A 23,571-nucleotide genomic window follows, 5' to 3' on the forward strand; every position below is an offset into this window, starting at 1 on the left:
AATGTTGCAACGCCACAATGCGTTACAGATCGGCACGGAGCAGACAAAGCTCGAAACAGCGACTCCTTGGCCGGGACAGCAATACGGTATCGGACTGCCGAATGCTGCGAACGAACATTCATAAGCGCATTTTTTCATCAATTGTGGACACCGCCCTTTCGCGTTAAGCAACCGGCTTGGGACCGACCATCGTGCAAAGAATTCCATGACCGAACGGCCTTCCGCGCTCGCGCTCGATCGCCGCGGCTTCATACGGCTTGCAGGCACAACCGCGGCAGGCTGGATTGCGCTCGGCGCAACGTCAGATCGCATGCGCGTGGTCGCATCGCTGACGGCATTGCCGCTCGACGACGAACTGACCAGACGAAGCATGATCGACGGCCCGTCCTCCCGCCTGGGTGGCCTCATCGTCGGCTTGAGGCAGCGAGGCTGGGTCGAAGGCGTCAACTTCAGATTCGAGCTCCGCTCGACTTTCGGCGGAGCGGACAAGCTCGCGACCGCGGTCCGGGAATTGATGGAGCTCAAGCCGGACGTGATCGTGACCGGCTCGACGATCGATACCGCGGCAGTCCTGGCGGCCACCAAGACCATCCCGATCGTCTTCGCGACCGCCAACGATCCGGTCGGCAACGGCTTCGTCGAGAGCCTCGCGCATCCCGGCGGCAACGTCACAGGCTTCACCAACAGCACCGCCGAGATGGGCGGCAAATGGCTCCAGCTCATCCGGGAGGCCGTGCCGGATCTTGCGCGCGTCGGCGTCCTGTTCAACCCGGCGACCACACCTCGCGGCGGCCGCTTCTTCCTCGAATCCATCGAGCAGGAGGCCGCGACGGCCGGAGTGTCCGTGGTCCCCGCCCCCGTCAACGCGCCGACGGAGATCGACGAAACCATCGGGCGCTTTTCCGAACCGCCCAAGGCCGCGATGGTTGCGCTGGTCGACAGCTTTCTCGTAGTCAACCGGAAGGCCGTCGTGACGGCTGCGGCGAGCCATCGCGTGCCCACGATTTATCCGTTCCATTATTTCATGGATGTGGGCGGGCTGATGAGCTACGGGCCGACACTCGAAGTGCGCTCGGCCGACTACGTCGACCTGATATTGCGCGGAACCAAGGCCGGTGATCTTCCGGTGCAATCGCCGCGGAAATACGACCTCCTGATCAACCGCACGGTCGCCCGCGCTCTGGATTTGACGATTCCATTCACGCTGCTCGCGCGCGCCGACGAGATCCGCGAGTGAACGAGACGGTCGACCAGGAGCATTTGCCGACGCCTCCCGGCCGATTGTTCCGCAAATATCTCTACTCGATCGTCGCCCTCGCCTTTGCAGCACTTGCGATCAGCACCGGATTCGACGTCTGGTTCTCCTACCGCGAGCAGAAGCAACTTCTCGCGGCGACCCAGCGCGAGCAGGCCGCTTCCGCGGCCATTCAGATCGGCCAGTTCATCGGCCAGATCGAAAACCAGATCAAATGGCTCTCGCGGCTGCCGCCGGAGCTGTCCTCGAACGAAGACGAGCGTCTGAACGCCATCCGCCTCCTGCGCCTTTCGCCCGCAATCGCCGAAATTGCGGAGCTCGACTCGCAGGGCCGCGAGCAGGTGCGCGTGTCGCGCCGTGTCGCGGACAGAGTCGGCGGCAAAGCTGACCTCTCTGCCACCCCGGCCTTCCGCGGCGCCAACGAGAGCCGCACCTATTACGGGCCGGTCTACTTCTTCAGCGACACCGAACCGTTCATGACGATCGCCGCGCGCGGCGTCGGCCGCGATCCGAGCGTGATCGTCGCCGAGGTCAATCTGCGCTTCATCTGGGACCTCGTCGCCGGGATCAGGGTGGGCAATACCGGCAAGGCCTACGTGGTCGACCGCATGGGGGTCTTGATCGCGCATCCCGATTTATGGCCGGCACTGCGCAGGAGCGATCTTTCCGGCCATGCCGACGTCCGCGCCGCGCTCGATGGCGTGGGGCCGCCCTCGAACGGCCTGGTCAAGGAGGATCTGTCGGGCCAGCGCGTGCTGTCGACCTACGCAACGGTCCCCTCGCTGGGCTGGCTGGTGTTCGTCGAGCTGCCGCTCACCGAAGCCTACGCGCCGATCTATGCATCGATCGGACGCTCGACGTTTCTCCTGGTCGTCCTTCTCGCAATTGCGGTGCTGGTGTCGCTCTGGCTTAGCCGGCGCATGACCGTGCCGATCCAGATCCTGACGCAGGGCGCGCGGCGGATCGGCAGCGGCGATCTCGGCCTGCGGCTCGCGATCAAGACCGGCGACGAGCTGGAAGCGCTCGGCGACCAGTTCAACCGGATGGCCGCGCATTTGCGCGAATCCTACGCGACGCTGGAGCGCAAGGTGATCGAGCGCACCTCCGAGCTGGAGAAGACCCGCGACCAGGCTCTTGCCGAGCACGACGCCGCCGAGCGCGCGCGCAGCGCGGCGGTGGCTGCCAACGAAACCAAATCGCGCTTCCTCGCGGTCGTCAGCCACGAGTTGCGTACGCCGCTGAACGGCGTCATGGGCGTGCTGCAATTGCTCGACGACGGCGGCCTCGGCGATGCCCAGCGGCGTCACCTCGCGACTGCGGCCGCATCGGGCGAAACGCTGATCGCATTGGTCGACGCCATCCTGGAATACGCACGGCTGGAAGCCAGCGTCGAAGCGCTGGAGACGCGTGACTTCCGGCTTGACCAGCTCATCGAGACGGCCGCCGATCTGATGCGCCCGCAGGCCTTCGGCAAGGGACTGACCTTCGACCTGTCCTGCGATACGACGGTCAACACTTCCGTGCACGGCGATCCGGTGCGGCTCAACCGCATCCTGCTCAATCTGATCGGAAATGCGATCAAGTTCACCCCGCGCGGCGGGGTAGGCTTGAACGCGGCCGCCGGGCGGCATGATGACCAGATCCTGCTGCGCATCACCGTTCGCGACACCGGCATCGGCATCGCACCCGACATGCACGAGCGGATTTTCGAGGATTTCGTCCAGGCCGACGACAGCATTGCGCGGCGGTTCGGCGGCACCGGCCTCGGACTTGCGATCGCGCGCCGCCTCACCCGGCTGATGCGCGGCGAGCTGACGGTGGAGAGCACGCCGGGCGCCGGCAGCGCGTTCACGTTTGAAGTGCCGCTCGGCCACGCCGCCAGCGGCACCGCGCAAGGCGCGCCTTCGCCGCCATCGCGGCAGTGCCGCGTCCTGCTGGTCGATGACGACCCTGTTAATTGCGAGGTCGGCGAAGCCATATTGAACCGGCTCGGCCACCGTTGCGCGATCGCAACGAACGGCGCAGCCGCGGTCGCGCTCGCCGGCGACCAGACGTTCGACGTCATCCTGATGGATCTGCACATGCCCGACATGGATGGCGTGGAGGCGGCCGCGCGCATTCGGCACCTCCCGCTGCAGCCGATGCCGCGGATCATCGTCGTGACTGCCGATGTGTCGCGCGGCACCCGCGAGCGGCTCGCAGGCGCCGGGATCACCAAGGTCGTTAGCAAGCCGATCCTGATCAACGCGCTTCGCGAGGCGATCGAGGACGAGCCCGAGCATGCCGCGACCGACGCTCCGCTTGCGACCGGCGCGTTGATCGACCAGCATTTTCTCGACGACCAGAAAGAGCTGCTCGGCGCCTCACAGATTGCGAAGCTTCATGATCTGCTGGATCAGACCGGCGAAAAGCTGATCGCCGACATCACTGCGGCCGCCGCGTCCGGCGATCACAAGCAGCTCGCGCGATTGGCGCACCAGCTTGGCAGCGCGGCGAGCGCGCTCGGCCTCGTCCGCCTGTTCGAGCGTTGCCGCGACATCGAGTTGGCGGCGCCCTTGATGTCACCTCCCGAATGCCAGAGTGCCGCGCGTGAACTTGCCGCGCTTCGGCGGGCTTCGATGAATTCGTTGAACGATTTGCTTCACGGCACCGAACAGCGCTCGTTCAGTTAGCCGCAGCGGTTTTACGCGCGCCTGCCTCCTCCTCCCGGCCAAAACGTTCGACCAGGAAGTCGATGAACAGCCGTACCTTGACCGACAGATGCCGCGTCGGCGGATACACCGCATAGAGCGCAAGCGGCGGCGCGGAATAGACGTCCAGCACGGTCCGCAGCTCGCCCTTCCGCAAAGCGTCCGCGGCGATAAACTCGGGAAGCAGCGCGAGCCCCCTGCCCTTGATCGCGACGTCGCGCAGCACCTCGGCGTTGTTGACGCAGAGCGACCAGGCCGGCTGGATCCAGTGATCGCCGTCGGCGCCGGTGAGCTTCCATTGATTGCCGGTGAGCAGGAAGCCGTAGGTCAGCGAGGCGTGCTCGCGTAGATCCTGCGGATGCCTTGGCGTGCCGTGGCGCGCCAGATAATCCGGCGAGGCGCAGATCATGCGCGCCACCGGCATGATTTTTCGCGCGATCAAACTCGAAGATTCCAATTCCGCGATCCGCAGCGTCACGTCAAAGCCGTCCTGCACCGGATCGAGCAGATCGTCGCTGAGCACGATCTGGAGCTGAAGCTCCGGATAACGCGCCATGAAGTCGGCGAGCACCGGCCCGAGCCGCATGGTGCCGAACGACATCGGCGCGTTGACGCGCAACAGGCCGCGCGGCGCCAACTGGGCCTGCGTCACCGCCTGGTCGGCGGCCTCGATCTCCGAGAGGATGACGACGGCGCGCTCGAAATAGCGCTGACCATTCTCCGTCGGGCTGGCGTGCCGCGTGGTCCGGTTCAGGAGCTGGACGCCGAGGCTCTCCTCGAGGTCGGCGATGTATTTGCTGATCGCCGAGCGCGACAGCCGCAATTGCCGGCCGGCCTCGGCAAAGCTGCCGCTTTCGACCACTTTGACGAAGGCCCGGAGGCTGGCGACCTTATCCAAGGGCCGGCCTCCGCGATTGTTTCCAAATCGTAGACATAGACGTCATATTTGCATGGATTGTCTCCAAACCAAAGCGGAACGATATTTCCGGTCAGAGCAAGACGCTGCCAGAGTTTTGGAGGACGACAATGTCTGGACTGCACCATGTCACCGCGATTGCAGGCGACCCCATCAGGAATTTTGGCTTCTACACCAGGGATCTCGGCCTGCGCTTCGTCAAGAAGACGGTCAATTTCGACGATCCCGGCACCTACCACTTCTATTATGGCGACGAGACCGGCCGGCCAGGCACCATCCTGACCTTCTTCCCCTGGGCCGGCGTGCCGGCCGGGCGCCGCGGCGTCGGCGAGACCCATCAGACCGCCTTCCGCGTGCCGCAGCGCTCGCTCGGCTATTGGACGCAGCGCTTCACCGAAAAGGGCATTGCTTATGAGGCGCTCGAGAAGCGCTTTGGCGAGTCCGTGCTGCCGTTCACCGATCCCGACGGCATGGCGCTCGCGCTGGTCGGCATCCCCGGTGCCGAGAACGAACCGGGCTGGAGCAATGGCGATGTGCCGGCCGAGCATGCGATCCGCGGCTTCCACGGCGTGACGCTGCTGCTCGACAGCGCGGCGAAGACGGCGGCGGTCCTCACCGACGTGTTCGGCTTCAAGGAAACGGGCCGCGAAGGTTCCGTGATCCGCTTCAAGGCCCCAGGCGATGCCGAGGGCAGCGTCGTCGACATCTACGAGGCCAAGGGCTTCTTGCGCGGGCATCAGGGCGGCGGTTCGGTGCATCACATCGCCTTCCGCGCGGCCGACGATGCCGAACAGGGCAAGATGGCGCAAAAGCTCGTGAGCAATCACGGCCTGCACCCGACCGAGCAGAGGGACCGCAACTACTTCCGCTCGATCTACTTCCGCGAGCCCGGCGGCGTGCTGTTCGAGATCGCGACTGATGTCCCCGGCTTCGCCGTCGACGAGCCCGTGGCGACGCTGGGACGTGACCTGAAGCTGCCGAGCTTCCTCGAAGCGCAACGCAAGCAGATCGAGGGCGTGCTGCCGAACCTGGAGGAGGGCGTGTCGTGACCAACACCTCATTCGTCCATCGCTTCGAGCCCGCGACCAGCGCGGGCTCCCCACCGCTGCTGCTGCTGCACGGCACCGGCGGTGACGAGAACGATCTGCTCGGGCTCGGCAAGATGATCTCGCCCGGCTCCGCCCTGCTCTCGCCGCGCGGACGCGTGCTCGAGCACGGCATGCCGCGCTTCTTCCGCCGTCTTGCCGAGGGCGTGTTCGACGAGGAAGACGTGCGCCGCCGCGCGCACGAGCTCGGCGACTTCGTCAGCGAGGCACGGCAGCGCTACGGCATCGCCGCGCCCGTCGCGGTCGGCTTCTCCAACGGCGCCAACATCGCGGCCGCGCTGTTGCTGCTAGAGCCGAACGTGCTGGCGGGCGCGATCCTGCTCCGCGCGATGGTGCCGCTGTCGGATTCGCCTAAGGCTGAACTCGGCGGCAAGCCCGTCCTGCTCCTGTCCGGACAAGGCGATCCGATCGTCCCGGCGAGCAACTCGGCACGCCTCGCGGCGCTGCTGTCGCAGGCAGGCGCCGACGTGACTCACAAGGTCCTGCCGGCAGGCCATCAATTGTCGCAGGCCGATGTCACGCTCGCCCGCGACTGGATCGGCAACGTCGCCGCGGAAGCGGCTTGATCCCCAGAAGCGGCGCACCGCCATCCGCGGTGCGCCGCTTCGAAATCCTGGCCAAGCGAGCTTCCGCCGCATCTGCGCAATTGGGCACCACCCTGCCGGAAATTTCCGCTTGCCCGTTTCCGCGTCGGGCCTGGAATTGGGCAAGCCGAAGAGCTCGACCTCGCGGCTGCTGCGCTCCTTGCGCGACCGGCGCTCGCCACTTCGAACGGCCGCGCCATGCTCGCCCGCCTCACCGACGAGGACATCCGCGCACTTGTGCCCGCGACCTATCCAAAGCTGCGGCGGATGACCGGAGATCCCATCGACCAGGCCGCGGCACGCGTTCAGACGGGGACGCGATGAGCAGCGCCACCACCCCGTGCCCCAACGGCCTTGCGCTCTTTGTTCTGCCAAGCGCACTGCTGTTTGCGCTGTTCTTCTTCCTGCCGATCGGATTGATGGCGCTGATGAGCGTGCTCACCGGCAATCCGGTGGTGGCGCCGAAGGTCGCCTTCACCACGCGTCACTACGCCCGCATGTTTGATGTTCCGTTTTATCTCGAGGTGATCTGGACCACGATCCGGATCGGGCTCGTGACCACGCTGGTCGCGCTCCTGATCGGCTATCCGCTGGCACACTGGATGGCCCGCATCAGGAGCCGCACCGGGCACGCGCTGCTGCTGATGGCGGTGCTGGCGCCGATGCTGACCGGCATCGTGGTGCGCACCTTCGCCTGGATGACGCTGCTGCCCGACAAGGGCGTGATCAATCAGACGCTCATCTCGCTCGGCGTGATCAGCCAGCCGCTGAAGCTGATGTACACCGAGACCGGCATCGTGGTCGGGCTCGTCCACATCTACGTCCCCTTCATGGTGCTGACCCTGACCGGCGTGATCGGCCGCATCGACGAGCGGCTGGAGCAGGCCGCGGAAAATCTCGGCGCCAGCCCCTTGCGCGCCTTCATCGAGGTGACGCTGCCGCTCAGTCTGCCCGGCATCCTCGCCGGCTCGCTGCTCGTCTTCGCGCTCGCGATCAGCGCCTATGTCACGCCGATCCTGCTCGGCGGATTCCAGATCATGACGCTGCCGATCCTGATCTACCAGCAGATCTAGACAAAAACTGCGAAAACAACCCCATGCACAGTAGCCGGGGATAGCAAGATCAACGGCTTGTGCGGGCAGGCCACGAGGCGGAGACAGACCCCTCACCCGAGTGAGTTCATGTCTACCGGCGTCGCTGCCCTCTCCCGCAAGGGAGAGGCGCAGCAACGGGCATTCCTGCTGTTTGACACGTCGGGCAAAACAGAGGTATATTGCTAATATTCCGAAATCTTGCGGTCTTCTCTCCCTTCTCCCCTTGTGGGAGAAGGTGGCGCGAAGCGCCGGATGAGGGGTCTCTATCCGCGGACAAAGCTGCTCAAGAATGAGAGAGAGGGTCATACGCGGAGACATACCCTCACCCAAGTGAGTCCGCATCGACGAGCGGAACTGCCCTCTCCCACAAGGGGAGAGGGCACAATAACGGGCCGTGCGCGCTCGAACGATGAGGGTGCTTCCGCGCCCCCTACTCCCAGGCCCACGCCGAGAAATCGTTCTCGAACTGCGGGACTTCCTTCCAGACGCCCTTCAGCTTCTTGTTGATGACGGTGGGCCATTGCGGCTGGAACAGGTAGGCGGAGACGGCGTCGGTGGCCAGCATACGCTGGGCTTCGCCGAGCAGCTTGGCGCGGGCCGTTTGGTCCGGCGTCGACACGATCTGCTTGTAGAGCGCGTTGAACGCCGCGTTGTTGTAGCCGAGATAATAGTCCGGCTCGGTGATCTTGACGAGGTCGAACGGCTCGACATGGCTGACGATGGTGAGGTCGAAATTGTGCGGACCGTTGCCGGCGAACACCTGCGACAGCCACTGCGCCCATTCGACGTTCTCGATCTTGGCGATGATGCCGACCTTGGCGAGCTGGGCCGCGACGATCTCGCCGCCCTGCCGCGCATAGGGCGGTGGCGGCAGCTTGAGCGACAATTCGAGCGGCGTGGCGACGCCGGCTTCAGTGAGCAGCTTCTTGGCCTTTTCAGGATCGTAGGGATTGATGCCGGTGGTGTCGACATAGCCCAGCGATCCCGGCGTGTAGAAACTGCCGATCGGCGTGCCGAGCCCCTCGACCGCGCCGTCGATCAATGCCTTGCGGTCAATCGCAGCGAGGATGGCGCGGCGAACGCGGACGTCATCGAGCGGCTTCTTCCGATGATTGATCGCGACGATGGTCTTGGCCTTGGAGCCGCCGATCAGCACCGTGAAGCGCGGGTCGCTTTTGAACTGAGCAACGACGCGAGTCGCGATGCGCGGAAATGCATCCACGTCTCCCGACAGCAGCGCCGCAGCCTGGGCGGCCGGATCGGAGATGAAGCGGATCGTCACCTTCGAGAGCTTGATCGCGGATGCGTTGCGGTAGTCCGCCCATTTGGTCAGCGTGATCGAGGAACCCTTGGCCCAGGCGCCGAGCTGATAGGGCCCGGTTCCGACCGGCTGCGTGATATTGGTGGCTGCGCTCTTCGGCTCGACGATCGAGGCACTCGCCTGTCCCATCAGGAACGGCAGGTTCGGCTCGGAATTCTTCAGGGTGATCACGACCGTATCGGCATCGGGCGCGGCAACGGACTCGAAGCTCTGGAACAGGCTCTTGTCCTTGTTGGTGCTGGTCGGCGCCGCATTGCGCTCGAACGAGAACTTCACCGCGGCGGAGTCGAACGGCTCGCCATTGTGGAATTTGACGCCCTTGCGCAGCTTGAAGGTGTAGGTCTTCAGGTCAGGCGAAGCGGTCCAGCTTTCCGCCAGCAGGGGCGAAGTGGAGCCGTCCTCGTTGATCTTGGTCAGGGTCTCGTAGATGTTGTAGAGCGTGACTTCGGCGATCGCCGCGGCGGCCGCGTTGGTGGGATCGAGCCCCGGCGGCTCCAGCGTCATGCCCATGACGACGCTGTCCTTCTTGCTTTGCGCCAGCACCGGCAGCGGCGCCGCGACAAACGCGGCAATGAGTGCGACGATGGATAGTTTCCTGAACATGCGTAACTCCCCTGCCTTCTCTAGTCCCAGTCTACGCCAATCCCGCGCCCGAGACTAACCCTCCGCGGCCGCTGGCGGCAACGCCATCACTGCCTCCGCCTTGTGGCAGGCGGCGAGATGGGCTTCCCCGACCTTGCGTAGCTCAGGCAGAACCTCGCGGCAATGCTGGTCGGCGAGCCCGCAGCGCGCGACGTAAGGGCATCCGGCAGCGGTCGCCGATTGCGAGGCGATCGCCTGGGCCCCGCGCCGGCGCCGGCCGCCCGCGGGACGCGCCCGCGGCACGGCGTCGAGCAGCGCCCGCGTATAGGGATGGGCGCCGCGCTCGAACAGGTCCTCGGGACGGCCCTGCTCGACGATGCGGCCGAGATACATCACCGCGACCTCGTCGCAGAGATAGTCGACGACGGCGAGGTCGTGGCTGATCAGGACGTAACTCAGGCCGAACTGCTCCTGGAGATCCTGCATCAGGTTCAGGACCTGGGCCTGCACGGAGACGTCGAGCGCGGAGACCGGCTCGTCGGCGACGATCAGCTTGGGCTGGGTGATCAGCGCGCGCGCAATGGCGATGCGCTGGCGCTGGCCGCCGGAGAATTCGTGCGGGTATTTGTCCATGTCGGCATCGCGCAAGCCGACCTGCCGCAGCACCGCGGCGACGCGTTCCCGGAACGTAGTGCGGTCGGCGCCGTCCAGCACGGTGAGCGGCTCGGCGACGATGCGGGCGATGGTCTGGCGCGGATCGAGCGAGCCGTAGGGATCCTGGAACACCATCTGGAAATCGCGCCGGGCGCGGCGCAGCTCATCGGCGGAGATGCGGTTGAGGTCCTGGCCGAGCAGCGCGACCTGGCCGGATGTCGGCCGCTCCAGCGCCATCACCACCCGCGCGAAGGTGGACTTGCCCGAGCCGGACTCGCCGACGATGCCGAGGCTCTTTCCGGCGGCCAGCCGCACGCTGACGCCGTTGAGCGCGCGCACCTGTCCGGGCGGCTGGAACAGGCTCTCGCGCGGCAGCTTGTAGCGTTGCTCCAGATCCTTCACGTCGAGAAGAGGCGCGGTGCTCATGCGGACAGCGCTCCGACATTTTCGGCCATGGAGACGTCCGTCCGGATGCAGCGCACGGAGTGGCCGGGGCCGACGTCCACCATCGGCGGCAGCGCGGTGCGACACGGCTCGATCACGAGCGGACACCGATCGGCGAAGGTGCAGCCGGACGGCAGATCCGCGAGTTCCGGCACCGTGCCCGAGATGGTCGTCAGCCGCGTGCCCTTGCGCGCGCCGAGCTTCGGCCGGGCGCGGAACAGGCCCTGCGTGTAGGGATGCCCCATCCGCCGGAACACCTCATCGGTCGGCCCGCTCTCGACGACGACGCCGCCATACATCACCATCATGCGCTGCACGTTCTCGGCGATGACGCCGAGATCGTGCGAGATCAGGATCATCGACATGCCGCGCTCCTCGACGAGATCGGCGATGAGGTCGAGGATCTGGCCCTGGATGGTGACGTCGAGCGCGGTGGTCGGCTCGTCCGCGATCAGAAGATCGGGCTCGCAGGCGAGCGCCATCGCGATGGTGACGCGCTGGCGCTGGCCGCCCGAGAACTGGTGCGGATAGGCATCGACGCGCCTCGCCGGGTCGGGCAGCCCGACGCGGTCGAGCAAGGCGATCGTCTCCTTGCGCGCCTGGGCCGCCGAGTATTTCTTGTGACGCCGCAGCGGTTCGGCGACCTGGTGGCCGATCGTGTGCATCGGATTGAGCGCGGTCATCGGCTCCTGGAAGATCATGCTGATGCGGTTGCCGCGCAAGCGGCAATAATCCGCATCCGGAAGCCCGGCGAGCTCGCTGCCGTCAAGCCTGATGCTGCCAGTGACGACGGCGCTGTCCGGCAGCAGTCCCATCAGCGACAGCGCAGTGACCGACTTGCCACAGCCGGATTCGCCGACGAGCCCGAGCGTCTCGCCGCGCTTCAGCGCGAAACTGACGCCGCGCACGGCTTGCGCCGGCCCGCGGCTGGTGTTGAGGCGCACACCGAGGTTATCGACCTCGATCAGCGGCATGGTCGAGCGCTCGCCCATCGTCATCGTTCCCGCGCCAGTCGTGGATCGAGCAGATCGCGCAGTCCGTCGCCGAGCAGATTGAGGCCGAGCACGGCGACCGCGATCGCCGCGCCCGGATAGACGGCGAGCATCGGCGACTGGAACAGCAGCGTCTGCGCATCGTTCAGCATCCGCCCCCAGGACGGCTGCGGCGGCTGCGTACCGAGACCGAGATAGGACAACGCGGCTTCGGCGAGAATTGCCAGCGCGAACTGGATGGTCACCTGCACGATCAGGATCGACAGGATATTGGGCAGCACATGCTCGATGGTGATGCGAAACTTGCCCTTCCCCGCGGCGCGCGCGGCCAGCACGAATTCGCGCGCCCAGATCGCGTTGGCAGAGCCGCGCGTCAGCCGCGTCAGCGTCGGTATCTGGAAGATGCCGATCGCGACGATCGACGTCACCATGCCGGGTCCTGCGACCGCGGCGAGCATGATCGCGGAGAGCACCGCCGGAAAGGCAAAGGTGAAATCGGAGAAGCGCATGATGATCTCTTCGGTCCAGCCGCGCCTGGCCGACGCCACCAGGCCGAGGCAGACGCCGAAGGTGAGACCGATGCTGACGGCGATGATGCCGACCATGATGGTGGAACGGGCGCCGGCGAGCAGCAGCGAGACGATATCGCGGCCGAAAGCGTCGGTGCCGAGCCAGTGCGCCGCCGAGGGCGGCCGGAGTTTCGAGGCGATGTCGATCTCGTACGGTGACCAGGGCGTCCACACCAGCGACAGCAGCGCCGCGGCGAGCACCAGGAGACTCAGCGCGCCGCCGAGCACGAAGCTGCGGTGGCGCAGCGCACGGCGCCAGAACGTCCGGGCCGGCAAAGGACGCGTTGCGATCGGCGCGTCAACCAGAGTGGTCAGCGGCGCGCTCACAGATCGTGGACCTTGATGCGGGGATCGATGAAAGCATAGAGCACGTCGACCACAAAATTGACGATGACGACCATGGTCGCCAGCAGCATCACGCAGTTGCGCACCACGATCAGGTCGCGGTTGGCGATCGACTGGAAGATCAGGCGGCCGAGGCCCGGAAGATAGAACACGTTCTCGATCACGATGGTGCCGGCGAGCAGATTGGCGAATTGCAGCCCCATCACCGTCATCACGGGAATCATGGCGTTGCGCAGCACATGGCTCCACAGCACCTCGCGCTTGCCGAGCCCCTTCGCGCGCGCGGTGCGGACGAAGTCCTCGCGCAGCACCTCCAGCACCGCCGAGCGCGTGACCCGCGCGAGGATCGCGGCCTGCACCACCGCGAGCGAGACCGCCGGCAGGAGCAGCGACTTGATCCCGAGCCAGATGCCGTCCTCCCAGCCGGCAAAGCCGCCCGCCGAGAGCCATTGCAGCCGCACCGAGAACAAGAGCACCAGCAGGATCGCGAACCAGAAATTCGGCAGCGCGATCCCCACCTGCGTCAGCGACATCACGCCGACGTCGCCGAGCTTGTTGTGGTTGGCGGCGGTGTAGATGCCGGCCGAGAGCGCCAGCGTCACCGTGATCAGCATCGACATGATCGCGAGCGGAATGGTCAGCACCAGCCGCTCCGCGATCAGGGCGGCGACCGGCGTGCCGTAGACATAGGAGTTGCCGAGATCGCCGACCAGCAGGCCCTTGATCCATTGCAGATAGCGAACTGCCAGCGGCTGGTCGAGCCCGAGCTTGACGGTGAGCGCGCGCACCGCGTCGGCCGAGGCATCGGCGCCCATCAGCATCTGCGCGGCGTTGCCGGGAAGCGCATCCAGCACCAGGAAAATGATCACGGATGCGCCGACCAGCGTCGCCAGCAAGGTCAACAGACGTCGGAGGACAAATACGCTCATGCGCGCTCGGCTTCAGGGCTCACCCGCGGCACGATCAACATGTCCGGGCGCCGGAGGCAAGTGCTTTGCGGCATCTGCCTCACCTCAGCCGGGCCAACGTGACAGAAGGTCCTGCGAAGCCTCGAACAGCGCGCTCACGCGCAGCAATTCAGCATCGGCGCGGAAACGCCCGACCAGTTGCAGGGCGATCGGCAGGCCGTCGCGGCCGAAGCCGCAGGGCAGACTGATCGCGGGGTGTCCGGTCATGTTGAACGGCATGGTCCAGGGGAACCAATGCGGCCGGACACTGTCGAAGTGCTTGCCGTCGATCTCGATGGTGCCGAACAGGTCCTGCTCGATCGGCAGCGCGGTGCGGGTGAGCGTCGGCATCGCCAAAAGGTGTCCGCGCGCAAGCAGGGATTGCACCCGGCGGAACAGCGCGGTGCGCGCGAACATCGCCTCCTGATAGGCGACGCCGCTGACGTCGGTGGCGAGCGCGAGCTGTTTGAGGAAGGCCTCGCTCAGCGCCTCCCCGTGCTCGTCCGCGAGCCTGGCAAAGCGCGTCCGCCAGACCGTGTGATTGATGGCGCGCCAGATCGGCTCGATGTCGAAGCCGTCGCCGGAGAATTCCTCGAGCTCGGCGCCAAGGCTCGCGAGCCGATCGAGGCTCTCTTTGAATGCCGTGGCGACGTCCGCAGACACGGGGCGTCCCGGCGGCGACAGGCAGAACAGGATTTTCTGCCCGCGCAGATCGCCGCGCGGAATAGCGGTGCCGATGAAATCGGGCACGGGCATGCCGATCGACCAGGGATCGCAAGCGTCCTCCCCGGCCATCGCCTGCATCATCAGCGCGGTGTCGGCGACATCGCGCGTCATCGGCGTGACATAGGTCTGGTTGCCGAACGCATCCAGCGCCTGGCTGTGCGCGATCACGCCATTGCTCTGCTTCAAGCCCACGACGCCGTTGCAGGCGGCGGGAATTCGCGTCGAGCCGCCGCCGTCGGTCGCGATCGCGAGCGGCGCGATGCCGCTGGCCACTGCCACCGCCGCGCCGCCGCTGGAGCCGCCGGAGGAACGCTCCGCGCTCCACGCATTGCGGGTGCGGCCGAACAGCGGCGAGTCGGTCAGGCATTTGCTGCCGAATTCCGGCGTCGTGGTCTTGCCGATCAGGATCGCGCCCTCGCTGCGCAGCCGCGCGACTGCCACCGCGTCCTCGGCCGGCACGTTATCCTTGCAGGGCACGGCGCCGAAGGTGGTCTTCACGCCCCTGGTGTTGACGATATCCTTGACGGTGACGGGGATGCCGTGCAGCAGGCCGAGCGGCTCGCCGGCCATCATCTTGCGCTCCGCCACGCGCGCGGCCGCCATGGCCTCGTCGCCGCACAGCGTGATGAAGCAGTTCAATTCGGGCTGCAGCGCCTCGGCGCGGGCAAGCACGGCACGGGTGAGCTCGACGGGGGAAATCCGCTTTTCGGCAATGAGGCCGCGCAGTTCGGTTGCGGACAGCAGGCAGGGATCGCCGTTCATCGTCTCATCACGCTCCGAAGCCGGCCGCCGTTGGCCGATACCATTGACAGCGAGAATGACAGTTTTGTTAACTCGCCGTCCAATACGATTTTGATGGTCAACCCATACGTTTTCGGTATGCCAATGGATCTTCGCCGGCTCCGCTATTTCGTCGCCGTCGCCGAGGCGCGCAGCGTCGGCAAGGCCGCCGAGCGGCTGCGCATGGCGCAGCCTCCGCTGTCGGTGCAGATCCGCAAGCTGGAGGCCGAAATCGGCGCGCCGTTGTTCCGCCGCGGCACGCGCGGCATGGACCTGACCGCGGCGGGCCAGGCCCTGCTGGTGCGCGCCGGCGAGGCGCTGGCGCTGGCGGCCGACGGCGTCGAAGCCGCCCGCGCGGTCGCAGCCGGGCGCCGCGGGCGGATCTCGGTCGGATACATGTTCGTGCTGGCGAATGCGATGCTGCCGCGCCTGATCCCGGAGCTGCGGCGGTCCATTCCCGGTGTCGACCTCGAGTTCGCCGAGCTCAGCGCCTCGACGCGCGAGGCACGGCTGCTCGATCGCAGCGTCACGGTCGCGCTGTGCATGCCGGCGATCCATCATCCCGAGATCCAGGTGGCGCGGATTGGCGCGCAACCGTTCATGCTCGCCATGCCGATCCGCTCACCGCTCGCGCGCCTCGGCGCAGTGCCGATGGCGAAATTGCAGGGCCGCCCCCTGATTGCACTGCCGCCGCCGGAGCAAGACCCCGCCTCGTCCGCGGTCGCGGCCTTGCTGCGGCGGCACCAGGTCGTGATGCCGGTCGCAAGCCGGGTCGAGACGGTGCACTCGGCGATGAGCCTCGTTCTCGCCGGTGAAGGTCTCGCGATCGTGCCCGCCTGTGCGCAGCTCGGGGCCCCGCGCGGCATCGTGTTCCGGGCGCTGCGGGATGCGACCGACTCCATCGACATCGCCGTCTGCTGGCGCCGGGACACTCACAGCCCGCTGATCCGCACCTTCCTCAAATGCGCCGAGAGGGTCGTGGCGCGGCTGTGATGCGCGCCGTCAGCTCCAGCCCATCTCATGGCTCCAGGGCGGATCGGCACCTGGGCGCGTGCAGGTGAGCCCGGCGCAATTGGCGGCAAAGGACAGCGCGCGGCGGAGCTCGTCCGCGCCGATGTCCTTCAACCGCTGCCGGGCGAGGCGTGTCTGCTTGTGCAGGGCGAACAGCAGCGCCGCCTGGAAACTGTCGCCGGCGCCGATGGTGTCGGCGACATCGATCCTGGGCGCGGCGACCTCGATCTGCCCTGCCCCCGCGTGCCATGCGATCGCACCGTTGCTGCCACGGGTGATCACGACGAGGCTCGTGCCCTGCCCGAGCAGCGCGCTCGCGCGCTCGTGATACGGCTCGTCGCCGAAGAGATAGGAAAAATCGACGTCCGACATCTTGATGAGATCGGCGGTGCTCGCGAACTCCGCCATGCGCGCGAGATAGGCCGGCTTGTCCTTGACGAGGTTGGGGCGGCAATTCGGATCGAACGAGATGGTCGACGACGTCCGCGCGTCCGCGATCAGCGCTTTCGTTTCGGCCGCGCCCTGATCATTGACCAGCGTGGTCGAGCCGACATGAAGGGCTTCGACGTTCGCAAACGGAATCGACCCGCGCCGATAGGTCCAGTTCCGCGTCGCGGTCTCGGCATCGTAGAATGCATAATGCGACTCGCCGGCGACGATGCGCACGAAAGCGAGCGTGGTCTGGTGATCGCTGCAGGTGGCGAGAGCGAGTTCGACGTTCGACGCGGTTGCATGATCGGCGATCATGCGCCCGAACATGTCGGTCGAGATGCCGCCGACGAAACCGGTGGGCGCGCCCAGCCGCGCCATGCCGATCGCGACGTTGAGGCAGGAGCCGCCGACGGCCGGCATCACCGCTTCGCGCCCGTCGGCATTTCGCGTCGGGACGAAATCGATCAGCGCATCGCCGCAGGAAATCAACATCCGTCTCAACCTCTCGCGATGTCGCGCATCGCGGCGCGGCTGCCGCGATCGACCTCGCGCAGCAGCTTGTAGACCTCGCGCTTGCGCGTGTGAAACACGGCCATCTCGGGCACGGTCGGCTCGCTTTTCCGGCCCAGCGCCGACATCTTTGCCATGGTCTCGCCGATCGAGGCATAGGCGCCGCCGGCCACCGCCCCGAGCATCGCGGCGCCCAGCAGCACCGGCTCTTTCGTCTGCGGCAGCGCGACGGTGAGACCGGTCGTATCGGCCATGATCTGCCGCACCAGCGGGCTGCGGCTCGCGCCGCCGCCCATGATCATGATGCTGGAATGGACGCCGTGCGCGGCGAAGGCCTCGATCACCTCGGCGAGACCATAGGCAAGTCCGCAGAGGCCGGCCACGAACAGGCGTTCCATCGAGGCGATATCGGTGTCGAGATCGAGGCCCGCGACCACCGCGCGCGTGTCGGGATCGGCGTAAGGCGACCGATTGCCGATGAACTCAGGGAGCACATGGACGTCGCGGGCGAGCAGCGCGGCGCGACTGGCATCACCTGCGCGCGCGATGATGCGGCGCTCGAGGAAATCGATGAGGTCGAGGCCTTCGCTGCGCGCCGCCGCGCTCGCCTCGACGTGCCCGGGATGCGATTTGAGAAGATGGTCGATCGCCGCGCCGGCGGCCGACTGCCCGCCCTCGTTGAGCCAGAAGTCCGGCACCATGCCGGAATAATAAGGACCCCACACGCCGGGCACGAAACACGGCTCCCTGGTCGTCGCCATGATGCAGGCCGACGTTCCCATGATGTAGGCGAGACGGTCGCAGACCTCCGTTGCGCCGTCCGATCCGTCGCGGCCTCCGATCGCGCCGATACCGCCGGCATGCGCATCGATCAGCGATGCGCCGACCGGCGTGCCGGGCGACAGGCCAAGCTCGGCCGCCGCCGCGCGCGTGAGTCCCGCGCCGAGCCGCGTGCCGGGGGCGACGATCTCGGTGCCGATACGCCCGTAATTTTCCGCGACGAAGTCGGCGAGACCGATGCGCTTGAAGAACGGCGCGCTCCAACCGCCGCCGTCATGCGCCAGATAGTTCCACTTGCAGGTGACAGTGCAGGTGGAGCGCTGGAGCGAGCCGGTTGCGCGCCAGGTCAGGAAATCCGCCAGGTCGAAGAAGTGGCCGGCCGCGTCGAAGCTCGCGCGCATGCGCCGCTTCAGCCACAGCAGTTTCGGCATCTCCATCTCGGGTGAAATCGAGCCGCCGACATAGCGCAGCACCGGGTCCCCGGTCTCGTTGATCAGCCGGGCCTCGGCCGTGGCGCGGTGATCCATCCAGACGATGACGTTGCGTTGCGCTTCGCCGGAGGCGCTGACGGTGAGCGGCTCGCCCTGCCGGTCAAGCACCACGAGAGAACAGGTGGCATCGAAGCCGATGCCGCCGACGCTGTCGGGCGCGATTGCAGCCTCCGCCATCGCGGCGCGCACCGAGGTCGTGCAGGCATCCCAGATGTCCTGGGACGATTGTTCGACGACGTCGCCCGCCTCGTGCCAGATCCGGATCGGATGCCGCGCAGTCGCCAGCAGGGTGCCGGCCTCGTCAAACACCCCAGCCCGCGTGCTCGTGGTCCCCACGTCGACGCCGATATACGCTCGCGGCATTGTCGCTCCCGGTCGCTTCGTCAGTTTTGACGCAAGCCTACCAGCAAGTATAGCCGCCATCCACCAGCACGATACTGCCGGTCATCAGGCTCGCGGCCTCGGACGAGAGGAACAGGACGACGGAGGCGATCTCCTCGACCTGCCCCAATCGCGCCATCGGGGTTCCTCCGATCCAGGCGTCGTACATTTTCGGGTTGCTCTTCACGAAGGCGTTGAGCGGCGTCTCGATATAGGTCGGCGCCACCGCGTTGACGCGGATGCCGCGCGCGCCCCATTCGGCCGCAAGTGACTTGGTCAGATGGTGCACGGCGGCCTTGGAGGCGTTGTAGAAGCACTGCTCCTGCGGCTTGTTGACGATGAAGCCGGACATCGAGCCGACATTGACGATGGCGCCGCTCCTGGCCTTGAGCATATGCTTGCCGAATTCGCGGCAGCACCAGAAAGTGCCGTTCAGATTGACATCGATGACGTTGAGCCAGTGCTCGTCGGTGACGGTCTCCGCCGGCGTCTCGCTGCGGGCGATGCCGGCATTGTTGACGAGGATGTCGACCTTGCCGTGACGGGCGACGAGGTCGTTGGCAACTTCGGCGACGCGCCTGGTGTCGGTCACGTCCATGGTCGCCGTCTCGATGTCGTAGCCTTTCGCTTTCAGCTCGACCTTTGCGCTGTCGGCGACCTTGCTGTCGCGGTCGCCGATCACGACCCTCGCGCCGGCTTCGGCCAGCGCTTCCGCGCAGCCAAGGCCGATGCCCTGCCCGCCGCCGGTGATGAACGCGGTCTTGCCGTCCAGCCTGAATTTTTCCAGATACATTTTGGTCTTTCCGTTCTCTTGCCGTTTCTTGTCAGCCCCGAATGGCGTTTCCGCCCGCATCGAAGCGGTGAATGCGCGCGGGGTCCGGCACCAGCGACACGCGGTCGCCGGCATGCAGGCTCAATTCGCCGATATAGCGCGCCGTCAGCATTCCGAACGGACCGGCATCGACATAAAGGAACGTGTCGCTGCCGAGATGCTCGGCGACCGCGATCGTGCCCTGCCATCCGCCCGCCCCGTCGCGCTCGATCTTGAGATGCTCCGGCCGTACACCGATCGTCGCCGCGCCCTTCTGCAAGGCGTGCTCGCCGGTGACGAAGTTCATCTTGGGCGAGCCGATGAAGCCGGCGACGAAGAGATTGGCGGGCTTATCGTAGAGTTCCAGCGGCGAGCCGTATTGCTCGATCTTGCCGCCGTTGAGCACCACGATCTTGTCGGCCATCGTCATGGCCTCGACCTGATCGTGGGTGACGTAGATCGCGGTGGTGCCGAGCTGCTTCTGGAGCCGCGTCACCTCGATCCGCATCTGCACGCGCAGCGCCGCGTCGAGGTTGGAGAGCGGCTCGTCGAACAGGAACGCCTTGGGCTCGCGGACGATGGCCCGGCCGATCGCGACGCGCTGGCGCTGGCCGCCGGACAGCTCGCGCGGCTTGCGGTCGAGATAGGGCGTGAGATTCAGCGTCGCAGCGGCCGCCTCGACCTTGCGGTTGGTTTCGTCCTTGGAAAGCCCCGCCATCTTCAGGCCGAAGCCGATATTGCCGCGCACGCTCATGTGCGGATAGAGCGCGTAGGACTGGAACACCATCGACAGCCCGCGCTTGGCGGGCGGCGTGTCGACGACGTTCTTGCCGTCGATCAGGATCTTGCCGCCCGAGACGTCCTCGAGCCCGGCGATCAGCCGCAGCAGCGTGGTCTTGCCGCAGCCCGAGGGGCCCACGAACACCACGAAGGAGCCGTCGGCGATCTCCAGATCGGCGCCCTTGATGATGTGCACGGGGCCGAAGGATTTCTGCACGTCCTGAAGTGTGATCTGACCCATCGCAGCCCCTTCTACTTCACCGCGCCAAAGGTGAGCCCGCGCACGAGCTGCTTCTGGCTGAACCAACCGAGGACGAGAATGGGCGCAATCGCCAGCGTCGAGGCCGCCGACAGCTTTGCCCAGAACAGCCCTTCCGGGCTCGAATAGGAGGCGATGAACGTCGTGAGCGGCGCGGCATTCGAGGTCGACAGATTGAGCGTCCAGAACGCCTCGTTCCAGGCGAGAATCAGATTAAGCAGCATGGTCGAGGCGAGGCCCGGGATCGCCATCGGCGTCAGCACGTAGACGAGCTCGCGGCCGATGGTGGCGCCGTCCATGCGCGCGGCTTCGAGGATGTCGCGCGGAATCTCCTTGAAATAGGTGAACAACATCCAGATCACGATCGGCAGATTGCCGAGGCAGAGGATGAAGACGAGGCCGATGCGGGAGTCGAGCAGGCCGAAACTCTTGTAGATCAGGTAGATCGGCACCAGCACGCCGACCGGCGGCATCATCTTGGTCGAGAGCATCCAGAGCAGGATGTCCTTGGTGCGCTTGGTCGGCGAGAACGCCATCGACCAGGCCGCCGGGATCGCGATCAGGAGCGCAATCAGCGTCGAGCCACCGGCGATGATGACCGAGTTCAGCGCGTGGTGAAAATAGTCGCTGCGCTCCTGCACGGTGACGTAGTTTTCCGTGGTCCAGTGGAAGAACAGGAAGGACGGCGGAATGGCGAAGGCCTCGAGCTCGGTCTTGAAGCTCGTCAGCACCATCCAGAGGATCGGGAAGAAGATCAGGAAGCCGAAGAACCACGCCCCGATCGTCGATATCACCACCCGCCGCGTCGTCGCCATTCGCGCCATGCTTCAGGCCTCCAGATTGCGGCCGACGATGCGGACGAGGAAGAAGGCGACGATGTTGGCGATCACCACCGCGACGAGGCCGCCCGCGGACGCGCTGCCGACGTCGAACTGGATCAGCGCCTGCGAATAGATCAGGAAAGCGATGTTGGTGGTCTGAAGGCCCGGCCCTCCCCCGGTCGTCACGAAGATCTCGGCGAACACCGTCAGCAGGAAGATGGTCTCGATCAGGATCACCACCGTGATGGGACGCGCCAGATGCGGCAGCGTGATGTAGATGAAGGTCGACACCGCACTGGCGCCGTCCATCTCGGCGGCTTCCTTCTGTTCCTCGTCGAGCGATTGCAGCGCGGTCAGCAGGATCAGCGTCGCGAACGGCAGCCATTGCCAGGCCACGATCAGGATCACCGCGAGCAGCGGCGCGTCGGTGAACCAGTCGATCGGCGTCAACCCGACCAGCTTGGCGAGCCAGGCGAACAGGCCGGACACGGGGTGCATCAACAGGTTCTTCCAGACCAGCGCGCTCACCGTCGGCATCACGAAGAACGGCGCGATCACCATCAGCCGCACGAAATTGCGTCCGATCACGGGCTGGTCCATCAGCAGCGCCAGCGGAATGCCGAGCAGGATCGTCAGCGCCAGCACCGAGCCGACCAGCACCAGCGTGTTCTGGAGCGAGGCGAGGAAGGCGGGATCGGTCAGGAAGTAACGGAAATTCTCCAGGCCGACGAACTCTTCGGAGCCGGGGTCGAGCAGGCTGTAGTGCAACGTCGAGAAATAGATCGTCAGCGCGAGCGGGACGATCATCCAGATGAAGAGCAGCCCGACCGCCGGCATCAGGAGCGAGCGCGCAAGAATCTGCGTTTGCCGGGTTGCCATTCCTAACTTCTCCGCCTGCGGGAAGAAGGCGGCCATCCATCGATAGCGGTGGATGGCCGCAAGTTTGAGCTCAGGGAGAGCTCGGGCTCACTTGATGTAACCGGCCCGCTTCATCTCGCGCTCGGTCGCGGATTGCGCGGCGGCGAGCGCGGCATCGACCGTCATCGATCCCGCGAGCGCGGCGGAGAATTGCTGGCCGACCTGCGTGCCGATGCCCTGGAACTCGGGGATCGCGGCGTACTGCACGCCCACATAGGGCACGGGCTTGACGGTGGGCTTGTTGGGGTCGGCCGCGTCGATCGAGGCCAGCGTCAGCTTCGCGAACGGCGCAACCTTCAGATACTCAGGATTCTGGTAGAGCGAGGTCCGCGTGCCCGGCGGCACGTTGGCCCATCCGTCCTTCGAGGCCACGAGCTTGGTGTAGTCCTTGCTCGTTGCCCAGGCGATGAACTTCTCGGCCGCATCCGCCTTCTTGGAGCCAGCGGGAATCGCCAGATTCCAGGCCCACAGCCAGTTGGCGTTCTTTCCAAGCCCGGTGTTGGGCGCCAGCGCAAAGCCGACCTTGTCGGCGACCTTGGAATCCTTCGGATTGGTGACGAAGGACGCCGCAACCGTCGCATCGATCCACATCGCGCATTTGCCGGCGTTGAACAGCGCGAGGTTCTCGTTGAAGCCGTTCGAGCTTGCACCGGGAGGGCCGGCGTCCTTCATGAGATTGACGTAAGTCGTGAGCGTCGTCTTCCATTCCGGCGTATTGAACTGCGGCTGCCATTTCTCGTCGAACCAGCGCGCGCCGTAGGAATTGGCCATGGCCGAGAGGAACGCCATGTTCTCGCCCCAGCCGGCCTTGCCGCGCAGGCAGATGCCGTAGGTGCCGGCGCTCTTGTCCGTGAGCTTCTTGGCCGCGTCGACGACGAAATCCCAGGTCGGCTTTTCCGGCATCTTCAGGCCGGCCTTCTCGAACAAATCGGTGCGATACATCACCATCGAGCTCTCGCCGTAGAATGGCGCGGCGTAGAGCTTGCCGTCGACGGAGACCGCGTCCTTGATCTTCGGCAGCAGGTCGGCGACGTCGTAATCCGCGCCGAGATTGGCGAGCGGCACCAGCCAGCCCTTCTTGGCCCAGATCGGCACCTCATAGGTGCCGATGGTCAGAACGTCGAACTGGCCGCCCTTGGTGGCAATGTCGGTGGTGACGCGCTGGCGCAGCACGTTCTCCTCGAGAGTCACCCATTTGACGGTGATATCGGGATTCTTCTTGGTGAATTCAGCCGTCAGCCCCTGCATGCGGATCATGTCGCCGTTGTTCACGGTGGCGATGGTCAGGGTGGTTTCGGCCATCGCGGGGACGGCCAGCAACAGGCAAGACGCGCCGACGGCGCCGAGGACGTGTTTCACGGTGACCTCCCTC

General features: G+C 65.9%; 21 protein-coding genes. 7 read left to right on the forward strand and 14 right to left on the reverse strand.

All coding sequences use genetic code 11. The features are described 5' to 3' along the window. The first annotated feature begins 205 nt into the window (after positions 1-205). Both OC450_RS08750 and OC450_RS08755 read left to right on the forward strand, forming a co-directional pair. On the forward strand, positions 206-1,237 hold the full coding sequence (locus OC450_RS08750; protein ID WP_211383053.1) for an ABC transporter substrate-binding protein: 1,032 nt from the start codon (positions 206-208) through the stop codon (positions 1,235-1,237). Next, on the forward strand, positions 1,234-3,927 hold the full coding sequence (locus tag OC450_RS08755; protein ID WP_211383052.1) for a hybrid sensor histidine kinase/response regulator: 2,694 nt from the start codon (positions 1,234-1,236) through the stop codon (positions 3,925-3,927). Before OC450_RS08750 ends, OC450_RS08755 begins: the two co-directional genes overlap by 4 nt. Here OC450_RS08755 and OC450_RS08760 read toward each other — a convergent pair. Beyond that, the gene (locus OC450_RS08760) at positions 3,920-4,843 is read right to left on the reverse strand and encodes a LysR family transcriptional regulator (protein ID WP_211383051.1); all 924 of its coding nucleotides are present in this window, start codon (positions 4,841-4,843) and stop codon (positions 3,920-3,922) included. The two genes, OC450_RS08755 and OC450_RS08760, sit on opposite strands and share 8 nt — an antisense overlap. Positions 4,844-4,971: 128 nt before the next feature. Between OC450_RS08760 and OC450_RS08765 the strand changes: the two genes are divergently transcribed. The 4 genes from OC450_RS08765 (at position 4,972) to OC450_RS08780 (ending at position 7,624) form a co-directional block, all read left to right on the forward strand. After that, positions 4,972-5,910 carry a ring-cleaving dioxygenase gene (locus OC450_RS08765; protein ID WP_256806289.1) on the forward strand — a complete coding sequence of 313 codons (939 nt, stop codon included), beginning with the start codon at positions 4,972-4,974 and terminating at the stop codon, positions 5,908-5,910. After that, positions 5,907-6,533 (forward strand): alpha/beta hydrolase, encoded by a 627-nt coding sequence (locus tag OC450_RS08770; protein WP_262047687.1) that lies wholly within the window; start codon positions 5,907-5,909, stop codon positions 6,531-6,533. The genes OC450_RS08765 and OC450_RS08770 overlap by 4 nt, the downstream gene beginning before the upstream one ends. Positions 6,534-6,749: 216 nt before the next feature. Further along, positions 6,750-6,875 (forward strand): hypothetical protein, encoded by a 126-nt coding sequence (locus OC450_RS08775; protein WP_262047688.1) that lies wholly within the window; start codon positions 6,750-6,752, stop codon positions 6,873-6,875. Beyond that, positions 6,872-7,624 (forward strand): ABC transporter permease, encoded by a 753-nt coding sequence (locus OC450_RS08780; RefSeq protein WP_249128953.1) that lies wholly within the window; start codon positions 6,872-6,874, stop codon positions 7,622-7,624. The genes OC450_RS08775 and OC450_RS08780 overlap by 4 nt, the downstream gene beginning before the upstream one ends. 451 nt (positions 7,625-8,075) lie before the next feature. Here OC450_RS08780 and OC450_RS08785 read toward each other — a convergent pair whose 3' ends face one another. The 6 genes from OC450_RS08785 to OC450_RS08810 all read right to left on the reverse strand — a co-directional run bounded on the left by OC450_RS08785 (position 8,076) and on the right by OC450_RS08810 (position 14,987). Beyond that, positions 8,076-9,569, reverse strand: a complete 1,494-nt coding sequence (locus OC450_RS08785; protein ID WP_211383048.1) for an ABC transporter substrate-binding protein — start codon at positions 9,567-9,569, stop codon at positions 8,076-8,078. A gap of 54 nt (positions 9,570-9,623) precedes the next feature. After that, positions 9,624-10,628 carry an ABC transporter ATP-binding protein gene (locus OC450_RS08790; RefSeq protein ID WP_256806293.1) on the reverse strand — a complete coding sequence of 335 codons (1,005 nt, stop codon included), beginning with the start codon at positions 10,626-10,628 and terminating at the stop codon, positions 9,624-9,626. Next, positions 10,625-11,638, reverse strand: a complete 1,014-nt coding sequence (locus tag OC450_RS08795) for an ABC transporter ATP-binding protein (protein ID WP_256806294.1) — start codon at positions 11,636-11,638, stop codon at positions 10,625-10,627. The genes OC450_RS08790 and OC450_RS08795 overlap by 4 nt, the downstream gene beginning before the upstream one ends. A 2-nt stretch (positions 11,639-11,640) precedes the next feature. Beyond that, on the reverse strand, positions 11,641-12,534 hold the full coding sequence (locus OC450_RS08800) for an ABC transporter permease (protein ID WP_256806295.1): 894 nt from the start codon (positions 12,532-12,534) through the stop codon (positions 11,641-11,643). After that, positions 12,531-13,481: an ABC transporter permease gene (locus OC450_RS08805; protein WP_256806296.1), complete on the reverse strand. Its 951-nt coding sequence runs from the start codon at positions 13,479-13,481 to the stop codon at positions 12,531-12,533. Before OC450_RS08805 ends, OC450_RS08800 begins: the two co-directional genes overlap by 4 nt. A gap of 84 nt (positions 13,482-13,565) precedes the next feature. Further along, the gene (locus tag OC450_RS08810) at positions 13,566-14,987 is read right to left on the reverse strand and encodes an amidase (protein WP_262047689.1); all 1,422 of its coding nucleotides are present in this window, start codon (positions 14,985-14,987) and stop codon (positions 13,566-13,568) included. A gap of 123 nt (positions 14,988-15,110) precedes the next feature. Between OC450_RS08810 and OC450_RS08815 the strand changes: the two genes are divergently transcribed. Continuing rightward, entirely contained in the window at positions 15,111-15,998 is an 888-nt protein-coding gene (locus OC450_RS08815; RefSeq protein ID WP_262047690.1) for a LysR family transcriptional regulator, read from the forward strand. Between the two features lie 9 nt (positions 15,999-16,007). Here the strand turns inward: OC450_RS08815 and OC450_RS08820 are convergent, their stop codons facing one another. From OC450_RS08820 to OC450_RS08850, 7 genes are all read right to left on the reverse strand, one after another. Then, positions 16,008-16,940 (reverse strand): carbohydrate kinase family protein, encoded by a 933-nt coding sequence (locus OC450_RS08820; protein WP_262047691.1) that lies wholly within the window; start codon positions 16,938-16,940, stop codon positions 16,008-16,010. A gap of 5 nt (positions 16,941-16,945) precedes the next feature. Further along, a complete protein-coding gene (locus tag OC450_RS08825; RefSeq protein WP_262047692.1) occupies positions 16,946-18,592 on the reverse strand; it encodes an FGGY-family carbohydrate kinase in 1,647 nt (548 codons plus the stop codon). Between the two features lie 37 nt (positions 18,593-18,629). Then, positions 18,630-19,403 (reverse strand): SDR family NAD(P)-dependent oxidoreductase, encoded by a 774-nt coding sequence (locus OC450_RS08830; protein WP_262047693.1) that lies wholly within the window; start codon positions 19,401-19,403, stop codon positions 18,630-18,632. Between the two features lie 31 nt (positions 19,404-19,434). Next, positions 19,435-20,442, reverse strand: a complete 1,008-nt coding sequence (locus OC450_RS08835; RefSeq protein ID WP_256806300.1) for an ABC transporter ATP-binding protein — start codon at positions 20,440-20,442, stop codon at positions 19,435-19,437. Between the two features lie 11 nt (positions 20,443-20,453). Continuing rightward, positions 20,454-21,284, reverse strand: coding sequence for a carbohydrate ABC transporter permease (locus OC450_RS08840; protein WP_211383037.1), 831 nt, complete (start codon positions 21,282-21,284; stop codon positions 20,454-20,456). A gap of 3 nt (positions 21,285-21,287) precedes the next feature. After that, positions 21,288-22,160 (reverse strand): carbohydrate ABC transporter permease, encoded by an 873-nt coding sequence (locus tag OC450_RS08845; protein WP_211383036.1) that lies wholly within the window; start codon positions 22,158-22,160, stop codon positions 21,288-21,290. 87 nt (positions 22,161-22,247) lie between these two features. After that, positions 22,248-23,558, reverse strand: a complete 1,311-nt coding sequence (locus OC450_RS08850) for an ABC transporter substrate-binding protein (RefSeq protein ID WP_211383035.1) — start codon at positions 23,556-23,558, stop codon at positions 22,248-22,250. Positions 23,559-23,571: the final 13 nt, after the last annotated feature.

Source organism: Bradyrhizobium sp. Bra78, from assembly GCF_024519855.1.
In the GTDB taxonomy this organism is placed as follows: Bacteria; Pseudomonadota; Alphaproteobacteria; order Rhizobiales; family Xanthobacteraceae; genus Bradyrhizobium; species Bradyrhizobium japonicum_G.